This is a genomic window from Methylibium sp. Pch-M (genome assembly GCF_004136295.1).
In the GTDB taxonomy this organism is placed as follows: domain Bacteria; phylum Pseudomonadota; class Gammaproteobacteria; order Burkholderiales; family Burkholderiaceae_C; genus Methylibium; species Methylibium petroleiphilum.
Map to the genome: position 1 here is coordinate 1,374,011 of NZ_CP029606.1, position 16,935 is coordinate 1,390,945.

Consider the following 16,935-nt stretch of genomic DNA (forward strand, 5'->3'; position numbering starts at 1 on the left):
GTTTCTTCAGATGAAGCGGACCGACACGCTGCCGAGGTCCTGGTAGCGCGCGACGACGTGGTCCCCTGCCGTCACGGCCACCGCCTCGGTGATGCCGCCGCTCATCACGAAGCTGCCGGCCGGCAGCTGTTCGTCGAGCTCGGCCAGCACGCGCACCAGCATCGCCACCGCCTCGGCGGGATGGCCCAGCACGGCGGCCGTGGCGCCCATGCCGATGGGCGCGCCGTTCTTCTCGAACACCACGCCGAGCGTGCGCAGGTCGAGGTCGGCCACGTCGCGCACCCGAGCGCCGGTCACGAAGCGCGCCGACGAGCCGTTGTCGGCCACCACGCTGGGCAGGTCGAACTTGAAGCCGGCGAAACGCGAGTCGATCACCTCGATGGCGGGCAGCACGAAGTCGGTCGCGGCCAGCACCTCGTCGCGCGTGCAGTGGGGCCCGTGCAGGTCCTTCTTCGTCACGAAGGCCACCTCGCACTCGACGCGCGGGTGCACCAGGTCGTCGGTGCGCACCTCGGCGTTGTCGGTGCGGGCCATGTTCGACATCAGGAAGCCGATCGAGGGCACGTCCACGCCCATCTGCAGCATCTTGGCCTTGGAGGTGAGGCCAGCCTTCCAGCCCACCAGCCGGTGGCCCTGCCGGATGCGGCGGCGGCGCAGCTCGGACTGCACCGCATAGCCGTCGGCCAGGCCCATGCGCGGGTAATCGTCGGTCAGCTTGGGGATCGCGCGGGCGTGGTCCTGCGCCGCCTCCACGCGATCGGCCAGGCGCTCGATGTCCGAGCGGCTCAGCGTGAGGGTCACAGGGCACTCCTTCCGTGGAAACGCGCGCGGCAGGTGCCCAGGCCGCCGATGGTGCACACCAGCTCGTCGCCGTCGGTCACCGGCACCAGCGCCGACTGCGAGCCGGACAGGATCACCTCGCCCGCGCGGAACGGCAGGCCCAGCGCGCCCAGCGTGTTGGCCAGCCAGGCCACCGCATGCACCGGCGAGCCCTGCACCGCGGCGCCGACGCCGGTGGAATGCAGCTCGCCGTTCTTCTCGAGCACCATGCCGGCCAGCGCGACGTCGAGCTGGCGCGGATGGGCCTTCGCATGACCGATCAGGTAGACGCCGCAGGAGGCGTTGTCGGCCACCGTGTCCTGGATCTTGATCTTCCAGTCGCGGATGCGCGAATCGACGATCTCGAAGCAGGGGCTGACATAGGCGGTGGCGCGGATCACGTCGGCGGCGGTCACGCCCGGACCGACCAAGTCGCGCTCCAGCACGAAGGCCAGTTCGGCCTCGGCCTTGGGCTGGATCAGCGCGCCAAGGTCCACGCCCTCGGCCTCGCTGCGCGCCATGCCCGAGGTGAGCTGGCCGAAGTCGGGCTCGTAGACGCCCAGGAAGTCCTGCACCGGCTTGCTGGTCACGCCGATCTTCTTGCCGACCACGCGCTCGCCAGCCGCCACGCGGCGCGCCACCATGCGCTGCTGGATGCGGTAGGCGTCCTCGACGCGGATCTGCGGCTCGCGCTCCAGCAGCGGCGCGACGACGCGGCGCGCGAGCAGCGCCTCGTACAGCTCGTCGCCGTAGCGTTCGATGGTCTCGTTGTTCATCATGATGGTGTCGCGGCCGTCTCAGAGCTTGATGCAGACGTTGCGCAGGTCGGTGTAGAACTCCAGCGAGTGCACGCCCCCTTCGCGGCCGATGCCCGACTGCTTCGAGCCGCCGAACGGCGTGCGCAGGTCGCGCAGGAACCAGCTGTTGACCCAGGTGATGCCCACCTCGATGGCGGCCGACACGCGGTGGGCGCGCGCCAGGTCGCGCGTCCACAGCGTGGTCGACAGGCCGTAGCGGTTGGCGTTGGCCAGCACCACCACCTCGTCCTCGCTGTCGAACGGCCGGACGTGGCAGCAGGGCCCGAAGATCTCCTCGCGCACCACGCTGGCGGTCTCGGGCAGGCCGGTCCAGATCGTGGGCTGGACCCAGGCGCCTTCGGCCAGTTCGGCCGGCATCGGCGGCACGCCGCCGCCGGTCACGACGGTGGCGCCCTCGGCGACCGCGCGCTCGTAGTAGGACAGCACCTTGCGGCGGTGCTCCTGGCTGATCAGCGGCCCGTAGTTGGCACCCGGGTCGCTGGGCCGGCCGAACTTCACCGCCTCGCAGCGCAGCTTGAGCGCCTGCACGAAGCGCTCGAACAGCGGCCGCTCGACGTAGACGCGCTCGGTGCCCAGGCAGACCTGGCCGGTGTTCATGAAGGCCGAGCGGAAGATGCCGTCGACCGCGGCGTCGAAGTCGGCATCGGCGAACACGATGCCGGCGTTCTTGCCGCCGAGCTCGAAGGACACGTCGCGGATGCCGTCGGCGGCAGCCTTCATGATGGCGGTGCCGGTGCGCGTCTCGCCGGTGAAGGTGATGGCATCCACGCCGTCGTGGCGGGTCAGGAACTCGCCCGCGGCGCCGGGGCCGAAGCCGTGCACCACGTTGTAGACGCCCGGCGGCACGCCGACCGTGTTCATCACCTCGCCCAGCAGCGTGGCCGACAGCGGCGTTTCCTCGGACGGCTTGACGACCACCGTGTTGCCGCAGGCCAGCGCCGGGCCGACCTTCCAGGTCATCAGCAGCAGCGGCGCGTTCCACGGGCAGACCACCGCGATCACGCCCTTGGGCTTGCGGATCGCGTAGTTCAGCGCGCCGCGGCCGTCGGGCGTTTCCATCTGGAAGGACTCGGCCGGCACGTTCTTCACCACGTCGGCGAAGACCTTGAAGTTGGCCGCGCCGCGCGGCACGAAGGCGTGCGCGATCACATGGTGCGGCTGCCCGGTGTCGGCCTCCTCGGCCTCGACGAAGTCGTCGAAGCGGCGCGTGATCTCGTCGGCCACGGCGTGCAGCAGGGCCACCCGCTTGTCGGTGCCGAGCCGCGCCCAGTCGCCGTGCAGCGCGCGGCGCGCCGCCGTCACCGCGGCGTCGACCTCCGCCTCGCCGGCCTCGGCCACGCTGGCGATCACCCGGTTGTCCACCGGCGAGCGCTTGGAGAAGGTCTTGCCCTGGGAAGACGAGGTGAACTCGCCGTTGATGAAATGCTGCAGCGTCCGCACGGCGTTCCTCGATGTCGTTGCAGGCAGTTTAGAAATCGGCGTGTCGGGGCGTCCAATACCTTTGCGCCGTGTGACTCATACCGCACCGGTATTGGGTGCGCCACGCCCGGGCAGGCCCGGTGGCATTCAAGCCGGGCTACATTCGGCCGAAGTTGAGGGAGATCCCGTCCCGGCGACTTGTTACTTGTTCCTGCCACGCCCATGCTCCGCCGCCCTGCCCTAGACGCCGCCAACGCCCCGGCCGCGGACGGCCGCGACACGCGGGCGCCCGCCGAATCGGCCGATGCGTCGGGCAACCTGCTGCCCACGGCGTCGATCGTCGGGCAGGCGATGGGCGAGGCCCGCCGCGCCCTGGGCCTGGTGCTGGTGGGTGCGGCGGTCCTGCTCGCCATGCTGGTCGGCGAGCGCTGGCTGTCCAGCACCGCCGAGCAGGCCGCCGCGCGCCGCCACGCCGAGGCCCTGCGCGTGGCCGGAGCGATGCGCCTGGTGGACCTGGAGCGGACCACGGCCGCCCAGATGGCCGTGATCACCGGCCAGCCGCGCTGGGTGGAGCGCTTCGACAGGCAGCGGCTCGAGTTCGAACGCCTGCAGGCCGAGGCCCGCAGCCTGGCACCGGCCCACGCCATCGAGCGCTTCGACAGCGAGACGCGCAGCGCGACCGCCGAACTGGAAGACATGCGCGAATCGGCCTTCGAGGCGGTGACCGTGGGCGCGGCCGACATCGCGCGCAAGATCTTCGAGGGCGATCGCTACCGCGAGCAATCCGGCCTGCTGCAGCAGGCCATCGCCGACTTCAGCGAAGCCACGGTGACCGCCGCCAGGAACGAGATCAGCACACTGCGGCGCCGCAATGCACTGTTCGGGGCCGGGCTGCTGGTGTGCGGCGGGCTGCTCGGGGCCTTTCTCTGGCGCCGCCTGGCCGGCTCGCGCACGCGCTTCCTGCATGCCGAGCAGCGCGTGAAGCACCTGGCCGCCAGCGACCTGCTCACCGGCCTGCCCAACCGCGCGGCACTGCACGACGAGATGGCCGCCGCCATGGCGCGCGCCGAACGGGCCGGCACCCACCTCGCGGTGCTGATGATCGACCTGGACCGCTTCAAGCCGATCAACGACCGCCACGGCCACCTGGTGGGCGACCGGGTGCTGAAAGAAGTGGCGCGGCGCCTGAGCCACATCCTGCGTGGCGGCGAGACCTGCGCGCGCTACGGCGGCGACGAGTTCGTGGTGCTGGTGGGCGACGACGTGCAGCCCTCGGCAGCGCACCACCTGGCCGAACGCGTGGTGCGCGCGATGAGCGAGCCGATGCAGATCGGGCCGCTCAGCGTGTCCATCGGCGCGACGGTGGGCATCGCCCGCTTCCCGGACGACGGGCGCGACGCCGACGAACTGCTGCGCAAGGCCGACTCGGCGCTCTACCGCGCCAAGGCCGAGAGCCGTGGCGGCCTGAGCTTCTACAACGTGGGCCTCGACGAGCTGGTGGCCGAGCGCGCCGCACTGGAACAGGCCATGCGGGAAGGCCTCACCCGCGGCGAGTTCGTGGCCTACTTCCAGCCCATCGTCGAGCTGAACAGCCAGCGCGTGCAGTCGGTGGAACTGCTGGCGCGCTGGCAGCACCCGCAGCGTGGGCTGCTGCCGCCGGCGCAGTTCATCGCGCTGGCCGAGGACGCGGGCCTGATCGGCACGCTGATGCTGGCCGTGCTGCGCAGCGCCTTGGCCGAACTGCCGGGCCTGCCGGCGCACTGGCGCGTGTCGGTGAACGTGGCGCCGCAGCAGATCCAGGACGAGACGCTGGTGCCGCAGCTGCTGGCCCTGCTGGCCGAGCACGGCGTGCCGCCGGCGCGGCTGGACGTGGAACTGACCGAGACCGCGCTGGTGCGCGACACCTCCGCGGCGCGCCGCGTGATGCGCGACCTGAAGCTGGCGGGCTTCACCGTCACGCTCGACGACTTCGGCACCGGCCACTCCAGCCTCGCCTACCTGGCGGAGCTGGACTTCGACAAGATCAAGATCGACCGCTCGTTCGTGCACACCCTGCGCGAGCGGCCGCAGAGCGCCAAGGTGGTGGACGCCATCATCGGCCTGTCGCGCAGCCTGGGCGTGCCGGCCGTCGCCGAGGGCATCGAGACCGAAGCCGACGCCACGCGCCTGCTGCGCATGGGCTGCGCCCTCGGCCAGGGCTACCTGTTCGGGCGGCCGGTCCCGGCCGGCGAGCTGCCGGGGCTGGGTGAGGGGCCGCGGGCGACGGCGGCTTGATCGGCCTTCACGAGGCCTTCGCCGCCTCGAGCTTGCGCACGGCGGCAGCAATGCCATTCAAGATCGAGTCGGCAACGTGCGCAGGAAAGCCGGCAGGCAGCTTTGCGGCCACCGCGTCCAATGCGACGGGGGTCCTGTCGATGATGTCCTGGATCAACCCGTCCATGCCCTGCCCCGACGCGGACACGATCCCGCTCCGCCGCCCGACCGCCTCCCAATGCCGGCGCAGGATGTCGCGCATGCGCCAGTGCGCGTTGGTGCACCGCAGCGCCATCGCCAGCTTGACGCGATGCGGAGAAATCCGGTTGGGGCCGTTGCCCAGCACGGGATAGGCGGACACCACGTCGTAGAGCGGCGTCATCGAGAAGGCACCGCCCGCGTGCAGCGCGATGCTGAAGTTCTTGGCATGTCCGTCGGGTGCGCACATCAGCCAGAACATCAGCTGGGCGCGGAAGAAGGTCTCCCGGTCCTGCACGCGACGACGCGAGGCGTTCAGCACCTCCAGGATGCGATCGATGCCCGGGCCGCCGTCGGCCTCGTATTTGGCGTGTGCCGGCGTGCCGGTGGCCTGGCACATGTCTTCCTGCGGCACGCGAACGATCCAGGCGCCATCGTCTGCCCACAGCCGGTCAAAACGCTCGACGCCGAGGACGCGCTGGCCCTCGAACGTCAGCGGGTGGCAGCGCGCGACGGACAAGCCGTAGGCCTCCAGCACCTGGGCGCACAGCCATTCGTTCTCCACCGAGTCGCGCAGGTCGAGCTTCATGTTCCCCACCAGACCCAGCGGCAACTTCAGGATGTGTGTGGTGGGCGTCGGTCCCATCGGGCGCCACCACCGGCCCTCGCGCCACAGCAGCGCCGTCTTCTCCTGTGCACCGGCGATCGAGATGCGGAACTCATCCGTGTCCGAGGCTCGTTCGTCGAAGCCGCTGGGCGCGATCGTGGCATCCAGCGCCCTTGCCACGCCGGCCTCGTCGAGCGGCAGGGCCTGGATCACCTTCACATCGCCGGGGTCCTGCCCCTCGGGCAGGATCTGCAGCGCACCGACGCAATCGCGACCGATCTCGGTCAACAGGTCGAAGGCGTCTGTGGTCGCTGTCTTGAACCGGCGTGCCAGACGTTCACGTATCGGTCGGCTGTCCGGGAGCAGGTTCTCGAAGTAGTCGCGGACGACGTGGCCCTTGTGAGGCGGATTGCCGGGTCTGAACGGCAAGGACAGGGACAGCGGCCTCGCCCGCGGCGAGCGCAGCCAGCCCGCGTCGTAGTGCAACTCGTCTCCGGCGGGCGAGGCACTCCAGGCTCCCACCCGCTCGCCGTTCATCCACAAGCCGAGCCTGCGGGTGTGCGACCGCCGTCCCATCGGCAGCTACCACTGCACCTTGTCGGGCTCGCCGGGTGCACCGCCCGCCCGGGGCGCAGCAACGCCTGAAGGCCGTCGCTGCCTCAGCACGAGTTCGACGTCGAGGATGCTGAGCAGCTTCATCAGCCGGGCCGCACCGACGTTGCTGGCATTGCGTTCGAGCGCAGACAGCGTCTGTTGCGTGACACCGAGCCGTGCGGCAACGTCGGCCTGCGTCAGGCCGGCCGCCTTGCGAAAGCTCTGCAGCAGGCTGGGGAGCTGGTCCGCCATGCGCACCGGGAATTCATTCATACAGCCGCCCGTTGGTAGCGTCTCTGAACGCACTATAGGCTGTATTTCTGAATAACTCAATATGAGCTGTATTTACAGAATACAGCCCAAAGCCTGTTTCAGGCCATCCTGCGGCACCGACCTGGACCAAAGCGCCGCCGAACTCGGGATCGCCCGGTTTCCTTGGTAGGCCGTGTTGGACTTGAACCAACGACCAAAGGATTATGAGTCCTCTGCTCTAACCAACTGAGCTAACGGCCCCTTGCTCGGGACCATGGCGTTCCGCGAAGCGCTTGCTTCCAGGAAGGCGATCGACCCGGCACCAGCGCGGATTGTAGGCATCGCTACCATGGCCCAGGCCCTGCAATCCGGAGGCACGCCATGACGACGCCCACGACGGCAACGACGACCCCCGCGCGCATCGAACGCGACAGCTTCGGCGACATCGCCGTGCCCGGCGATCGGCTGTGGGGGGCGCAGACGCAGCGCTCGCTGCACCACTTCGACATCTCCACCGAGCGCATGCCGCCGGAGCTGCTGCTGGCGCTGGCGCTGGTGAAGCGCTGCGCCGCGCAGGTGAACCGCGACCTGGGGGTGCTCGACGCGCGCAAGGCCGAGGCCATCATGGCCGCGGCCGACGAGGTGATCGCCGGGCGGCATGGCGGCGAGTTTCCGCTGTCGCTGTGGCAGACCGGCTCGGGCACGCAGAGCAACATGAACATGAACGAGGTGCTGGCCAACCGCGCCTCGCAACTGCTGGGCGGGCCGGTGGGCGAGCAGCGGTGGGTGCATCCCAACGACGAGGTGAACCGAGGGCAGTCGTCGAACGACGTGTTCCCCACCGCGATGAACGTGGCCGCGGTCCGCGCGATCGAGGACACACTGCTGCCGGCGCTGGCCCCGCTGCACGACACGCTGGCCGGCAAGGCACGCGCCTACGCCGACCTGGTGAAGATCGGCCGCACCCACCTGCAGGACGCCACGCCGCTGAGCCTGGGGCAGGAGATGTCGGGCTGGGTCGCGCAACTGGCGCACGGCATCGGCCACCTGCGCGCCGCGCTGCCGCACCTGCGCGAGCTGGCGCTGGGCGGCACCGCGGTGGGCACCGGCCTCAATGCGCACCCGGAGTTCGGCACGCGGGTGGCGCAGGCGCTGTCGCAGGCCGCGGGGACCGACTTCGTGTCGGCGCCGAACAAGTTCGAGGCGCTGGCGGCGCACGACGCACTGGTGCATGCGCACGGCGTGCTGAAGACGCTGGCGGCGTCGCTGATGAAGATCGCCAACGACGTGCGCTGGCTGGCCTCGGGCCCGCGCTCGGGGCTGGGCGAGCTGCGCATCCCGGAGAACGAGCCGGGCAGTTCCATCATGCCCGGCAAGGTGAACCCGACGCAGTGCGAGGCGCTGACGATGGCGTGCTGCCAGGTGATGGGCAACGATGTGGCGGTGAACATCGCCGGCGCCTCGGGCAACTTCGAGCTCAACGTCTACAAGCCGGTGATCATCCACAACGTGCTGCAGAGCCTCCGGCTGCTGGCCGACGGCGCACGCAGCTTCGAGGCGCATTGCGCGCGCGGCATCGAGCCGGACCGCGGCCGCATCGCCGAGCTGCTGCAGCGCTCCTTGATGCTGGTGACGGCGCTGAATCCGCACATCGGCTACGACAAGGCCGCGCAGATCGCCAAGCAGGCGCATGCCGAGGGCCTGACGCTGCGCGAGGCGGCCGTGGCCTCGGGGCACCTGACGGGCGAGCAGTTCGATGCGTGGGTGCGGCCGGAGCGGATGATCGGGCCGGGTTGAGCGCGCCGCTACTTCTGGCTCAGCGCCTGCGTCACCAGCCGTGAGGTGATGTCGACGATCTGGATCATGCGGTCGTAGGCCATGCGGGTCGGACCGATGACGCCCAGCGTGCCGACGATCTTGCCGTCCACCTCGTACGGCGCCGACACCACCGACAGCTCCTCGAACGGCACGATCTGGCTCTCGCCGCCGATGTAGATGCGCACGCCCTCGGCGCGGCTGCTCACGTCGAGCAGGCGCATCAGCTGGGTCTTCTGCTCGAACAGGTCGAACAGCTTGCGCAGCGAGCCCATGTCGCTGGAGAAGTCCTGCATCGTCAGCAGGTTGCGCTCGCCCGACACCACGACCTGCTCGTTCTCGCCGTCGGCGGCTTCGCTGCCGAACTGCACCGCCGCCTGCATCAGCAGGGCGATCTCGCCGCGCAGCGCGTCGATCTCGGTCTTGAGTCGCTCGCGCACCGCCTCGATGCTGAGGCCGCTGTAGTGGGCGTTGATGAAGTTGCTGGCCTCCACCAGTTCGGCCGGGCTGTGGTCGCGCGCGGTGAAGATCACGCGGTTCTGCACGTCGCCGTCGGGCGAGACCAGGATCACCAGCACGCGCCGCTCGCCCAGGCGCATGAACTCGATGTGGTGGAACACGCCCGCCTTGCGCGGCGCGGTGACCACGCCGACGAACTGCGACAGGTTGGACAGCACCTGGGCCGCGTGGGTGATCACGCGCTGCGGCTGGTCGGGCTGCAACTGCTCTTGCGCGGCGGCCAGGCCCGGCTCGCTGCGCACCATGTCGAGCGGCCGCGCGGTGAGCATGGTGTCCACGAACAGCCGGTAACCGCGCGCCGTGGGGATGCGCCCGGCGCTGGTGTGCGGGCTGGCGATCAGGCCCAGTTCCTCCAGGTCGGCCATCACGTTGCGGATGGTGGCCGGACTCAGCTCCAGCCCGGACGCCCGAGACAGCGTGCGCGACCCGACCGGCTGACCATCGGCGATGTAGCGCTCGACCAGCGTCTTCAACAGGGTCTTGGCACGTTCGTCGAGCATGGTGGAAATCATTGTAGGGCGCGGTTTTGCGGGCATGTGGCGAGGTGCGCGCCGCGTCGAATGGCTGTGGTGTAATTTCTCTCACCATGGCGAGCCGTTTCCGTCACGCTGCCCTCGTCGGCAAATACCAGGCGCCGGGCAGTCGCCAGGTGCTTGCCAGCGTGGCCGAGTTCCTCACGAACCAGGGGCTCGAGGTCTCGCTCGACACCACCACCGCCATGGCCGTCGGCCTGCCCGACTACGGCGCGCTCGACGCCGCCCAGATCGGCAAGCACTGCGACCTGGCGGTCGTGGTCGGCGGCGACGGCACCATGCTCGGCACCGCGCGGCAGCTGGCGCGCTACGGCGTGCCGCTGATCGGCATCAACCAGGGCCGGCTCGGCTTCATGACCGACATCCCGATGGCCGAGTTCCGCGAGACCATCGCGCCGATGATCGCCGGCGACTACGAGGAAGAGCACCGCACCATGCTGGAAGGCTGCGTCAAGCGGCCTTCGGGCGACGAGTTCGACGTGATCTACGAGACCTTCGCCGTCAACGACGTGGTGGTGAGCCGCGGTGCCAGCGCCGGCATGGTGGAGCTGCGGGTCGATGTGCAGGACCAGTTCGTGGCCAATTTCCGCGCCGACGGGCTGATCATCTCGTCGCCCACCGGCTCGACCGCCTATGCGCTGTCGGCCGGCGGACCGATCCTGCACCCGGGCATCTCGGGCTGGCTGATGGTGCCGATCGCGCCGCATGCGCTGTCCAACCGCCCCATCGTGCTGCCCGACGACAGCGAGGTGCGCATCGAGATCGTCGCCGGCCGCGACGCCAGCGTGAACTTCGACCACCAGAGCCTCGCCAGCCTGCTGCACGGCGACCGCATCTGCGTGCGCCGCAGCGAGCACCGCGTGCGCGTGCTGCACCCGCGCGGCTGGAACTTCTATGCCACGCTGCGCCGCAAGCTGCACTGGAACGAAGGTGTGCTGCCCGACGGCGCGCACTCCTGAGCCGTGGGCGGCGCGCTGAGGAAGACCCCATGCTGAAGCGCATCGCCCTGCGCGACTTCGTCATCGTGCCCGCGCTCGAGCTCGACCTGCATGCCGGGTTCACCGCGCTCACCGGCGAGACCGGCGCCGGCAAGTCCATCCTGGTCGATGCGTTGCAGCTCGCGCTCGGCCACCGCGGCGACGCCGGCGTGGTGCGCGAGGGCGCGACGCGCGCCGAGATCAGCGCCGAGTTCGACACGCCGGCCTCGCTGCGGCCGTGGCTGGCCGACGCCGGCTTCGCCGACGAAGAGGACGGTGGCGACGACCCCCTGCTGCTGCGCCGCACGCTCGACGCCCAGGGCAAGAGCCGTGCATGGATCAACGGCAGCCCGGCCACCATCGGCCAGCTGCGCGAGGCGGGCGAGCATCTGGTCGACATCCACGGCCAGCACGCCTGGCAGAGCCTGACGCGGCCCGACGCGGTGCGCGGCCTGCTCGACGGCTATGCCGGCCTCGACACCGCGCCGCTGGCCGCCGCCTGGAGCGCGTGGCGCAGCGCGAGCGAACAGCTCGCCGACGCGCGCACCCGCCAGGCCGACCTGGAACGCGAGCGCGAGCGGCTGCAGTGGCAGATCGCCGAGCTCGACAAGCTGGCACCCGGCGCCGACGAGTGGCCGGAGCTCAACGCCGAGCACCACCGCCTGAGCCACGCCCAGGCCATCCTCGACGCGGCGCATGCGGCGCTGGCCGCGATCAGCGAGGACGACGACTCGGCCGACGCGCGCAGCGCCCAGGCCCTGGGTGCGCTCGAGGGCGTGCTCGACCACGATCCCGCACTGCGCGATCCCTATGAGGTGCTGAAGAGCGCTCAGGCCCAGTTGCAGGACGCCGCCCACACGTTGCACGCGGCGCTGCGCCACGGCGAGCTGGACCCGGAGCGCCTGCAGGCGCTCGACGAGCGGCTGGCGGCGTGGATGGGCCTCGCGCGGCGCTTCCGCCGCCCGGCCGAGGAGCTGCCGGCGCTGCGCGCGGCCTGGCGCGACGAGCTCACCCGGCTCGACGCCGCGACCGACCTCGACGCGCTGGAGGCCCGGGTGAAGACCACCCGCCAGGCCTACGACACCGCGGCACAGGCCGTCAGCGTGCAGCGCAAGGCTGCGGCACCGCGGCTCGCCGCGTCGGTGACGGCGGCGATGCAGCAGCTCGGCATGGCCGGCGGGCGCTTCGAGGTGGCGCTGGAGCCGTTGGCCGAGCCGCAGCGCCATGGCCGCGAGGCGGCCGAGTTTCGCGTGGCCGGGCACGCCGGCAGCACGCCGCGCGCGCTGGCCAAGGTGGCCTCGGGCGGCGAGCTGTCGCGCATCGCGCTGGCGATCGCGGTCACCACCAGCGAGCTCGGCGAGACCGGCACGCTGATCTTCGACGAGATCGACGCCGGCGTCGGCGGCAGCGTGGCCGATGCCGTGGGGCAGTTGATGCGCCGCCTGGGCCGCGACCGGCAGGTGCTGTGCGTGACCCACCTGCCACAGGTGGCCGCCTGTGCCGACCACCACTGCGTGGTCAGCAAGGCCGCGCAGGGCGGCAGCACGCGCAGCCAGGTCGCCCCGGTCACCGGCGAGGCGCGGGTGCAGGAGATCGCCCGCATGCTGGGCGGCGGCGCGGCCGGCGGCACCAGCCTGGCCCATGCGCAGGCGCTGCTGGCGGCCGCGACATCGACGCCGCCGGCCCCCCCAGCCGCGGCCGGTGGTCGTGGTGGACACAAGCGGCAGCGGGCATGAGCCAGGACACCGTGGCACCGGCCCTGCCCGACGCGCCGCGCGAGGTGGTGCTGGTCACCGGCATCTCCGGCTCGGGCAAGTCGGTGGCGCTGCATGCGCTGGAGGACGCCGGCTTCTACTGCGTCGACAACCTGCCGCCCGAGCTGCTGCCGCAATTCCTGCACCTGGAGCAGGCCCGCACCGACGGCGCGATGCGCCGCATCGCGGTGGCGGTGGACGTGCGCAGCGCCCGCTCGCTGCCGGCGCTGCTGCCGAGCCTGTCGCAGCTGGGCAGCGAGGGCGTGAAGGTGCGCGCGATCTTCCTCGACGCCAGCACGCACGCGCTGGTGCGGCGCTTCTCCGAGACGCGGCGCCGCCACCCGCTGAGCACCGGTGCCCCCGGCGAGGCGCTCGACCAGCACCGCGCACTGACCGACGCGATCGAGCTCGAACGCGAGCTGCTCGCCGACCTGCGCGAAGCCTCCACCGTCCTCGACACCAGCCAGCTGCGCGCCGCCCAGCTGCGCGCCTGGGTGCGGCAGCTGGTCCAGGCGCCGGCCGGCGCACTGACGCTGGTGTTCGAGTCCTTCGCGTTCAAGCACGGCGTGCCGCTCGATGCCGACCTGGTGTACGACGTGCGCGTGCTGCCCAATCCGCACTACATCGACGAGCTGCGCCCGCTCACCGGCCGCGACGCGCCGGTGGCCGACTACCTGCAGCAGCAGCCCGAGGTGGGCGAGATGCTGGCGCAGATCGAAGCCTTCCTGGTGCGCTGGCTGCCGGCGTTCGAGCAGGACCAGCGCGCCTACCTCACCGTCGCGATCGGCTGCACCGGCGGCCAGCACCGCTCGGTCTACTTCGTCGAGCAGCTCGCCCGGCGCTTCCGCGACCGCGGTGCGACGCTGGTGCGCCACCGCGAGCTCGACGCGCTCTGAGAAGCCGGTCTCCGATGACGGATACGCCCTCCTTCGAACTGCCGCTGTTCCCGCTGCAGTCGGTGCTCTTCCCCGACGGCCTGCTGGGCCTGAAGGTGTTCGAGGCGCGCTACCTCGACCTCGTGGGCGAGTGCCTGCGCGAACGCAAGCCCTTCGGCGTGGTGGCGCTGAAGAAGGGCAGCGAGGTGCGCGGCAATGGGGCGCCCGGCGACGTGGCGCTGGAGTCGATCGGCTGCCTGGCCGAGCTGATCGATGTCGACAGCCCGCAGTCCGGCATCCTGCAGGTGCGCTGCCGCGGAACCCGGCGCTTCGAGACGGCCGGCACCTCGCAGCAGGCCAACCACCTGTGGGTCGCTCAGGCCCGGCTGCTGCCCGACGACGAGACCGTGCTGCCGACCGAGGAGCTGGTGGGATCGGCCCAGGGCCTCGCGAACGCGATCGCCACCCTCAAGCAGCAGGGCAACGTGCCGTTCCTCGAGCCCTACCGCTTCGAGGACGCCGGCTGGATCGCCAACCGCTGGTGCGAGATCCTGCCGATCTCGGTGGCCGCCAAGCAGAAACTGATGGAACTGCCCGACCCGCTGGTGCGGCTGAAGCTGGTCGACGAGTTCCTGCGCAGCAAGGGCGTGGTCGGCTAGGCGCCCGCTCCGCACGAGACGATGCCAACCGTGCCCCCCGAGCCCGGCCCGCCGGCGCGCGAGGCCGCGCTGGCGATGGCGCCGGCGCAGTTCCGCGCGCTCGGCCACGCGCTGGTCGATCGCATCGCCGACATGATGGCCGCGCTGCCGCAGCGCCCGGTGAGCCCCGGCGAGACCCCGGCGGAGGTGCGCGCGCGGGTCGGCGACGGTCCGCTGCCCCACACCGGGGCCGACCCGGCCGCGCTGCTCGACGGCGCGGCGACGCTGCTGTTCGAGCACTCGCTGCGCAGCAGCCACCCGCGCTTTCACGGCTACATCGCGGCGTCGCCGGCACCGATCGGCGTGCTGGCCGAGCTGCTGGCGGCGGCGCTGAATGCCAACGTCGCGCTCTGGCACGCCGCGCCGGTGGCGAGCGAGATCGAGGCCCAGACCGTGCGCTGGCTGGCCGAGCTGGTGGGCTACCCGGCCGGTTGCGGCGGCCTGCTGACGAGCGGCGGCACGCTGGCCAACCTGGTGGCACTGCTGGCCGCGCGGCGCGCGGTGCGCCCGGCGGCGCGCGAACAGGGACTGCGGGCGGCGCCGCCGCTGGCGGTCTACGCGTCGACACAGACGCACGCCTGGCTGCACAAGGCGGTCGACCTCGCCGGACTCGGGCTGCAGGCGGTGCGCTGGATCCCGACCGATGCCGAGCAACGCCTCGACGTGGACGCGCTGGCCGCGAGCATCGAGGCCGATCTCGCCGCCGGCGTGCAGCCACTGATGGCGGTGGGCACGGCCGGCACGGTGAGCACCGGCGCGATCGATCCGCTGCCGGCCATGGCCGCACTGTGCCGCCGGCACGGCCTGTGGTTCCACGTCGACGGCGCCTACGGCGCGCCGGCGGCCTGCCTGGGGGACGCCGCACCGGCCGACCTGCCGGGCCTGCGCGAGGCCGACTCGCTGGCGCTCGACCCGCACAAGTGGCTGTACGCGCCGATCGAGGCCGGCTGCGTGCTGGTGCGCGAACCGCACCACCTGCTCGACACCTTCAGCCAGCGCCCGCCCTACTACGGCGCACCGCGCGACGACGAGGGCCTGAACTTCCACGAGCTCGGACCGCAGAACACGCGCGGCTTCCGCGCGCTGAAGGTCTGGCTCGCGCTGCGCATGGCCGGCCGCGACGGCTACCGGCAGATGATCGGCGACGACATTGCGCTGGCCCGGCGGCTGCGCGAGCGCGTGCAGGCCACGCCACGGCTCGAGGCCGGCCCGGGTGGCCTGAGCATCGCGACGCTGCGCTACCGGCCCGACCCCCGCGAGGCCCACGACGAGGCCGCGCTCGACGCGCTGAACCGCCGCCTGCTGGAACGCCTGCAGCACGATGGCCGCGCCTGGCTCGGCCCGGCCGTGGTGGACGGCCGCTTCTGGCTGCGTGCCTGCATCGTCAACTTCGGCACCGGGGCGGCCGAGGTGGATGCGCTGCCCGCGCTGGTGCTGGAGCTCGGCGACACGCTGGGCGCCGGCGCCTGAGCTTGCGCGAGCACGGCCGCCCGGCACGGAGCTTGCGCCGCCTCGCGCCCATGGACACGACCGACCGCAACGAAGACGAAGACGGCATCACCCGCCACTCCGTCTTCGAGGACGCGATGGCGCTGCTGCTCGGCACGGCGGCCATGGCGCTGGGGATCGCGATGTTCCAGCAGGCCGGGCTGCTGGCCGGCGGCACCGCGGGCCTGGCCTTCCTGCTGCACTACGCGACCGGCGGGTCCTTCGGCGTGCTGTTCTTCGCCATCAACCTGCCGTTCTACTGGCTCGCCTGGCGCCACCTCGGCCACGCCTTCACCCTGAAGACCTTCGCCGCCGTCGCGCTGCTGTCGGTCCAGAGCGAGTGGCTGCCGCGCTGGATCGGCTTCGCGCCGCTGCAGCCGCTGTACGCCGCGCTGATGGGCGGCACGCTGATCGGCATGGGCATGCTCGCGCTGTTCCGCCACCAGGCCAGCGTGGGCGGCATCGGCATCGTCGCGGTGGTGCTGCAGCAGCAGCGCGGCTGGCGCGCCGGCCAGCTGCAGATGGCGCTCGACTGCAGCATCGTCGCGCTGGCCTTCGCGGTGGTCGCGCCGCGGCAGGTGCTGCTGTCGGTGGCCGGCGCGGTGGCGCTGAACCTGGTGCTGGCCATCAACCACCGCCCGGGGCGCTACGTCGCCCGCTGAGCCGGGCCGCGCCCCTCAAGCGCTGCGGGTCCCGGCCGATAACCCGGCACGTTCACCGCACCCCCAGGACCATGCCGTCAGAAATCCTCTCCGATCCCGGACGCCGCGCGCTGGCACGGATCCGGCACTGCGTCCACCTGCACGAGCAGGAGCTGCTGGGTCTGGACGACTTCTTCTCGCAGGCGCTGCCGGTGCTGGCCGAGGGCCTGGGCTGCGACCGCGTCAGCGTGTGGACCTACTCGCAGCGCGGACCGCAGCAGGCACTGCACTGCGAGCGGCTGCACCACGCGGGCCACGACACCACGCCGCTGCCGCCGCTGGTCGAGCAGCAGCACCCCGACTACTTCCGCGAGCTCGACCGCTGGGGCATCCTGAGCGCGAACGACGCCCAGAGCCATCCGGCACTGCGCTCGATGCGCGAGGCCTACCTGCTGCCGCACGACATCCACTCGCTGCTCGACGTGCCGTTTGCCGTCAACGGCCGGCGCACCGGCCTGCTGTGCGGCGAACAGACCGGCGCGCCGGTCGAGTGGTCGGCGGCGCAGATCTCGCTGATGCGCCAGGCCGGCGTGATCGGCAGCCTGCTGATGCACCGCCTGCAAGGGCGCGCCCGGCGGCCCGACGCGCTGCGGTTCGCGGGCTGAGCGGCCCGAC

The 16,935-nt window shown here is 71.5% G+C and carries 15 protein-coding genes and 1 tRNA gene; 9 read left to right on the forward strand and 7 right to left on the reverse strand.

Features of this window, described 5'->3' with window-relative positions; genetic code table 11:
- Nucleotides 1–6 precede the first annotated feature (6 nt).
- The 3 genes from dmpH to C1M51_RS06510 are packed head-to-tail and all read right to left on the reverse strand — an operon-like array spanning nucleotide 7 to nucleotide 3,077.
- On the reverse strand, nucleotides 7–801 hold the full coding sequence (dmpH, locus tag C1M51_RS06500) for a 2-oxo-3-hexenedioate decarboxylase (protein WP_129448752.1): 795 nt from the start codon (nucleotides 799–801) through the stop codon (nucleotides 7–9).
- On the reverse strand, nucleotides 798–1,595 hold the full coding sequence (dmpE, locus tag C1M51_RS06505) for a 2-oxopent-4-enoate hydratase (RefSeq protein WP_129448753.1): 798 nt from the start codon (nucleotides 1,593–1,595) through the stop codon (nucleotides 798–800). The genes dmpH and dmpE overlap by 4 nt, the downstream gene beginning before the upstream one ends.
- Nucleotides 1,596–1,616: 21 nt before the next feature.
- A complete protein-coding gene (locus tag C1M51_RS06510) occupies nucleotides 1,617–3,077 on the reverse strand; it encodes a 2-hydroxymuconic semialdehyde dehydrogenase (protein ID WP_129448754.1) in 1,461 nt (486 codons plus the stop codon).
- 201 nt (nucleotides 3,078–3,278) lie between these two features.
- Between C1M51_RS06510 and C1M51_RS06515 the strand changes: the two genes are divergently transcribed.
- On the forward strand, nucleotides 3,279–5,330 hold the full coding sequence (locus C1M51_RS06515) for a bifunctional diguanylate cyclase/phosphodiesterase (protein WP_129448755.1): 2,052 nt from the start codon (nucleotides 3,279–3,281) through the stop codon (nucleotides 5,328–5,330).
- A gap of 7 nt (nucleotides 5,331–5,337) precedes the next feature.
- Here C1M51_RS06515 and C1M51_RS06520 read toward each other — a convergent pair whose 3' ends face one another.
- From C1M51_RS06520 to C1M51_RS06530, 3 genes are all read right to left on the reverse strand, one after another.
- Entirely contained in the window at nucleotides 5,338–6,690 is a 1,353-nt protein-coding gene (locus tag C1M51_RS06520; protein WP_129448756.1) for a type II toxin-antitoxin system HipA family toxin, read from the reverse strand.
- 6 nt (nucleotides 6,691–6,696) lie between these two features.
- The gene (locus C1M51_RS06525) at nucleotides 6,697–6,981 is read right to left on the reverse strand and encodes a helix-turn-helix transcriptional regulator (RefSeq protein WP_129448757.1); all 285 of its coding nucleotides are present in this window, start codon (nucleotides 6,979–6,981) and stop codon (nucleotides 6,697–6,699) included.
- 163 nt (nucleotides 6,982–7,144) lie between these two features.
- Nucleotides 7,145–7,221: transfer RNA gene (locus C1M51_RS06530), tRNA-Ile, on the reverse strand.
- 120 nt (nucleotides 7,222–7,341) lie between these two features.
- On the opposite strand from C1M51_RS06530, the gene fumC reads away from it, so the two are divergent.
- The gene (fumC, locus tag C1M51_RS06535; protein WP_129448758.1) at nucleotides 7,342–8,757 is read left to right on the forward strand and encodes a class II fumarate hydratase; all 1,416 of its coding nucleotides are present in this window, start codon (nucleotides 7,342–7,344) and stop codon (nucleotides 8,755–8,757) included.
- An 8-nt stretch (nucleotides 8,758–8,765) separates the two neighbouring features.
- On the opposite strand, the gene hrcA is transcribed toward fumC, so the two are convergent.
- On the reverse strand, nucleotides 8,766–9,794 hold the full coding sequence (gene hrcA, locus C1M51_RS06540) for a heat-inducible transcriptional repressor HrcA (RefSeq protein WP_129448759.1): 1,029 nt from the start codon (nucleotides 9,792–9,794) through the stop codon (nucleotides 8,766–8,768).
- A gap of 86 nt (nucleotides 9,795–9,880) precedes the next feature.
- Between hrcA and C1M51_RS06545 the strand changes: the two genes are divergently transcribed.
- The 7 genes from C1M51_RS06545 to C1M51_RS06575 all read left to right on the forward strand — a co-directional run bounded on the left by C1M51_RS06545 (nucleotide 9,881) and on the right by C1M51_RS06575 (nucleotide 16,925).
- Complete coding sequence (locus C1M51_RS06545; RefSeq protein WP_011830908.1) at nucleotides 9,881–10,786, forward strand: NAD kinase; 906 nt, start codon at nucleotides 9,881–9,883, stop codon at nucleotides 10,784–10,786.
- A gap of 29 nt (nucleotides 10,787–10,815) precedes the next feature.
- Nucleotides 10,816–12,540 (forward strand): DNA repair protein RecN, encoded by a 1,725-nt coding sequence (gene recN, locus C1M51_RS06550; RefSeq protein WP_129448760.1) that lies wholly within the window; start codon nucleotides 10,816–10,818, stop codon nucleotides 12,538–12,540.
- Nucleotides 12,537–13,454: an RNase adapter RapZ gene (gene rapZ / locus C1M51_RS06555; RefSeq protein ID WP_129448761.1), complete on the forward strand. Its 918-nt coding sequence runs from the start codon at nucleotides 12,537–12,539 to the stop codon at nucleotides 13,452–13,454. The genes recN and rapZ overlap by 4 nt, the downstream gene beginning before the upstream one ends.
- A gap of 14 nt (nucleotides 13,455–13,468) precedes the next feature.
- A complete protein-coding gene (locus C1M51_RS06560; protein ID WP_129448762.1) occupies nucleotides 13,469–14,092 on the forward strand; it encodes an LON peptidase substrate-binding domain-containing protein in 624 nt (207 codons plus the stop codon).
- 21 nt (nucleotides 14,093–14,113) lie between these two features.
- Entirely contained in the window at nucleotides 14,114–15,601 is a 1,488-nt protein-coding gene (locus C1M51_RS06565) for an aminotransferase class V-fold PLP-dependent enzyme (protein WP_242499990.1), read from the forward strand.
- 50 nt (nucleotides 15,602–15,651) lie between these two features.
- The gene (locus tag C1M51_RS06570; protein ID WP_129448763.1) at nucleotides 15,652–16,281 is read left to right on the forward strand and encodes a YitT family protein; all 630 of its coding nucleotides are present in this window, start codon (nucleotides 15,652–15,654) and stop codon (nucleotides 16,279–16,281) included.
- A 71-nt stretch (nucleotides 16,282–16,352) separates the two neighbouring features.
- A complete protein-coding gene (locus C1M51_RS06575) occupies nucleotides 16,353–16,925 on the forward strand; it encodes a GAF domain-containing protein (protein ID WP_129448764.1) in 573 nt (190 codons plus the stop codon).
- Nucleotides 16,926–16,935: the final 10 nt, after the last annotated feature.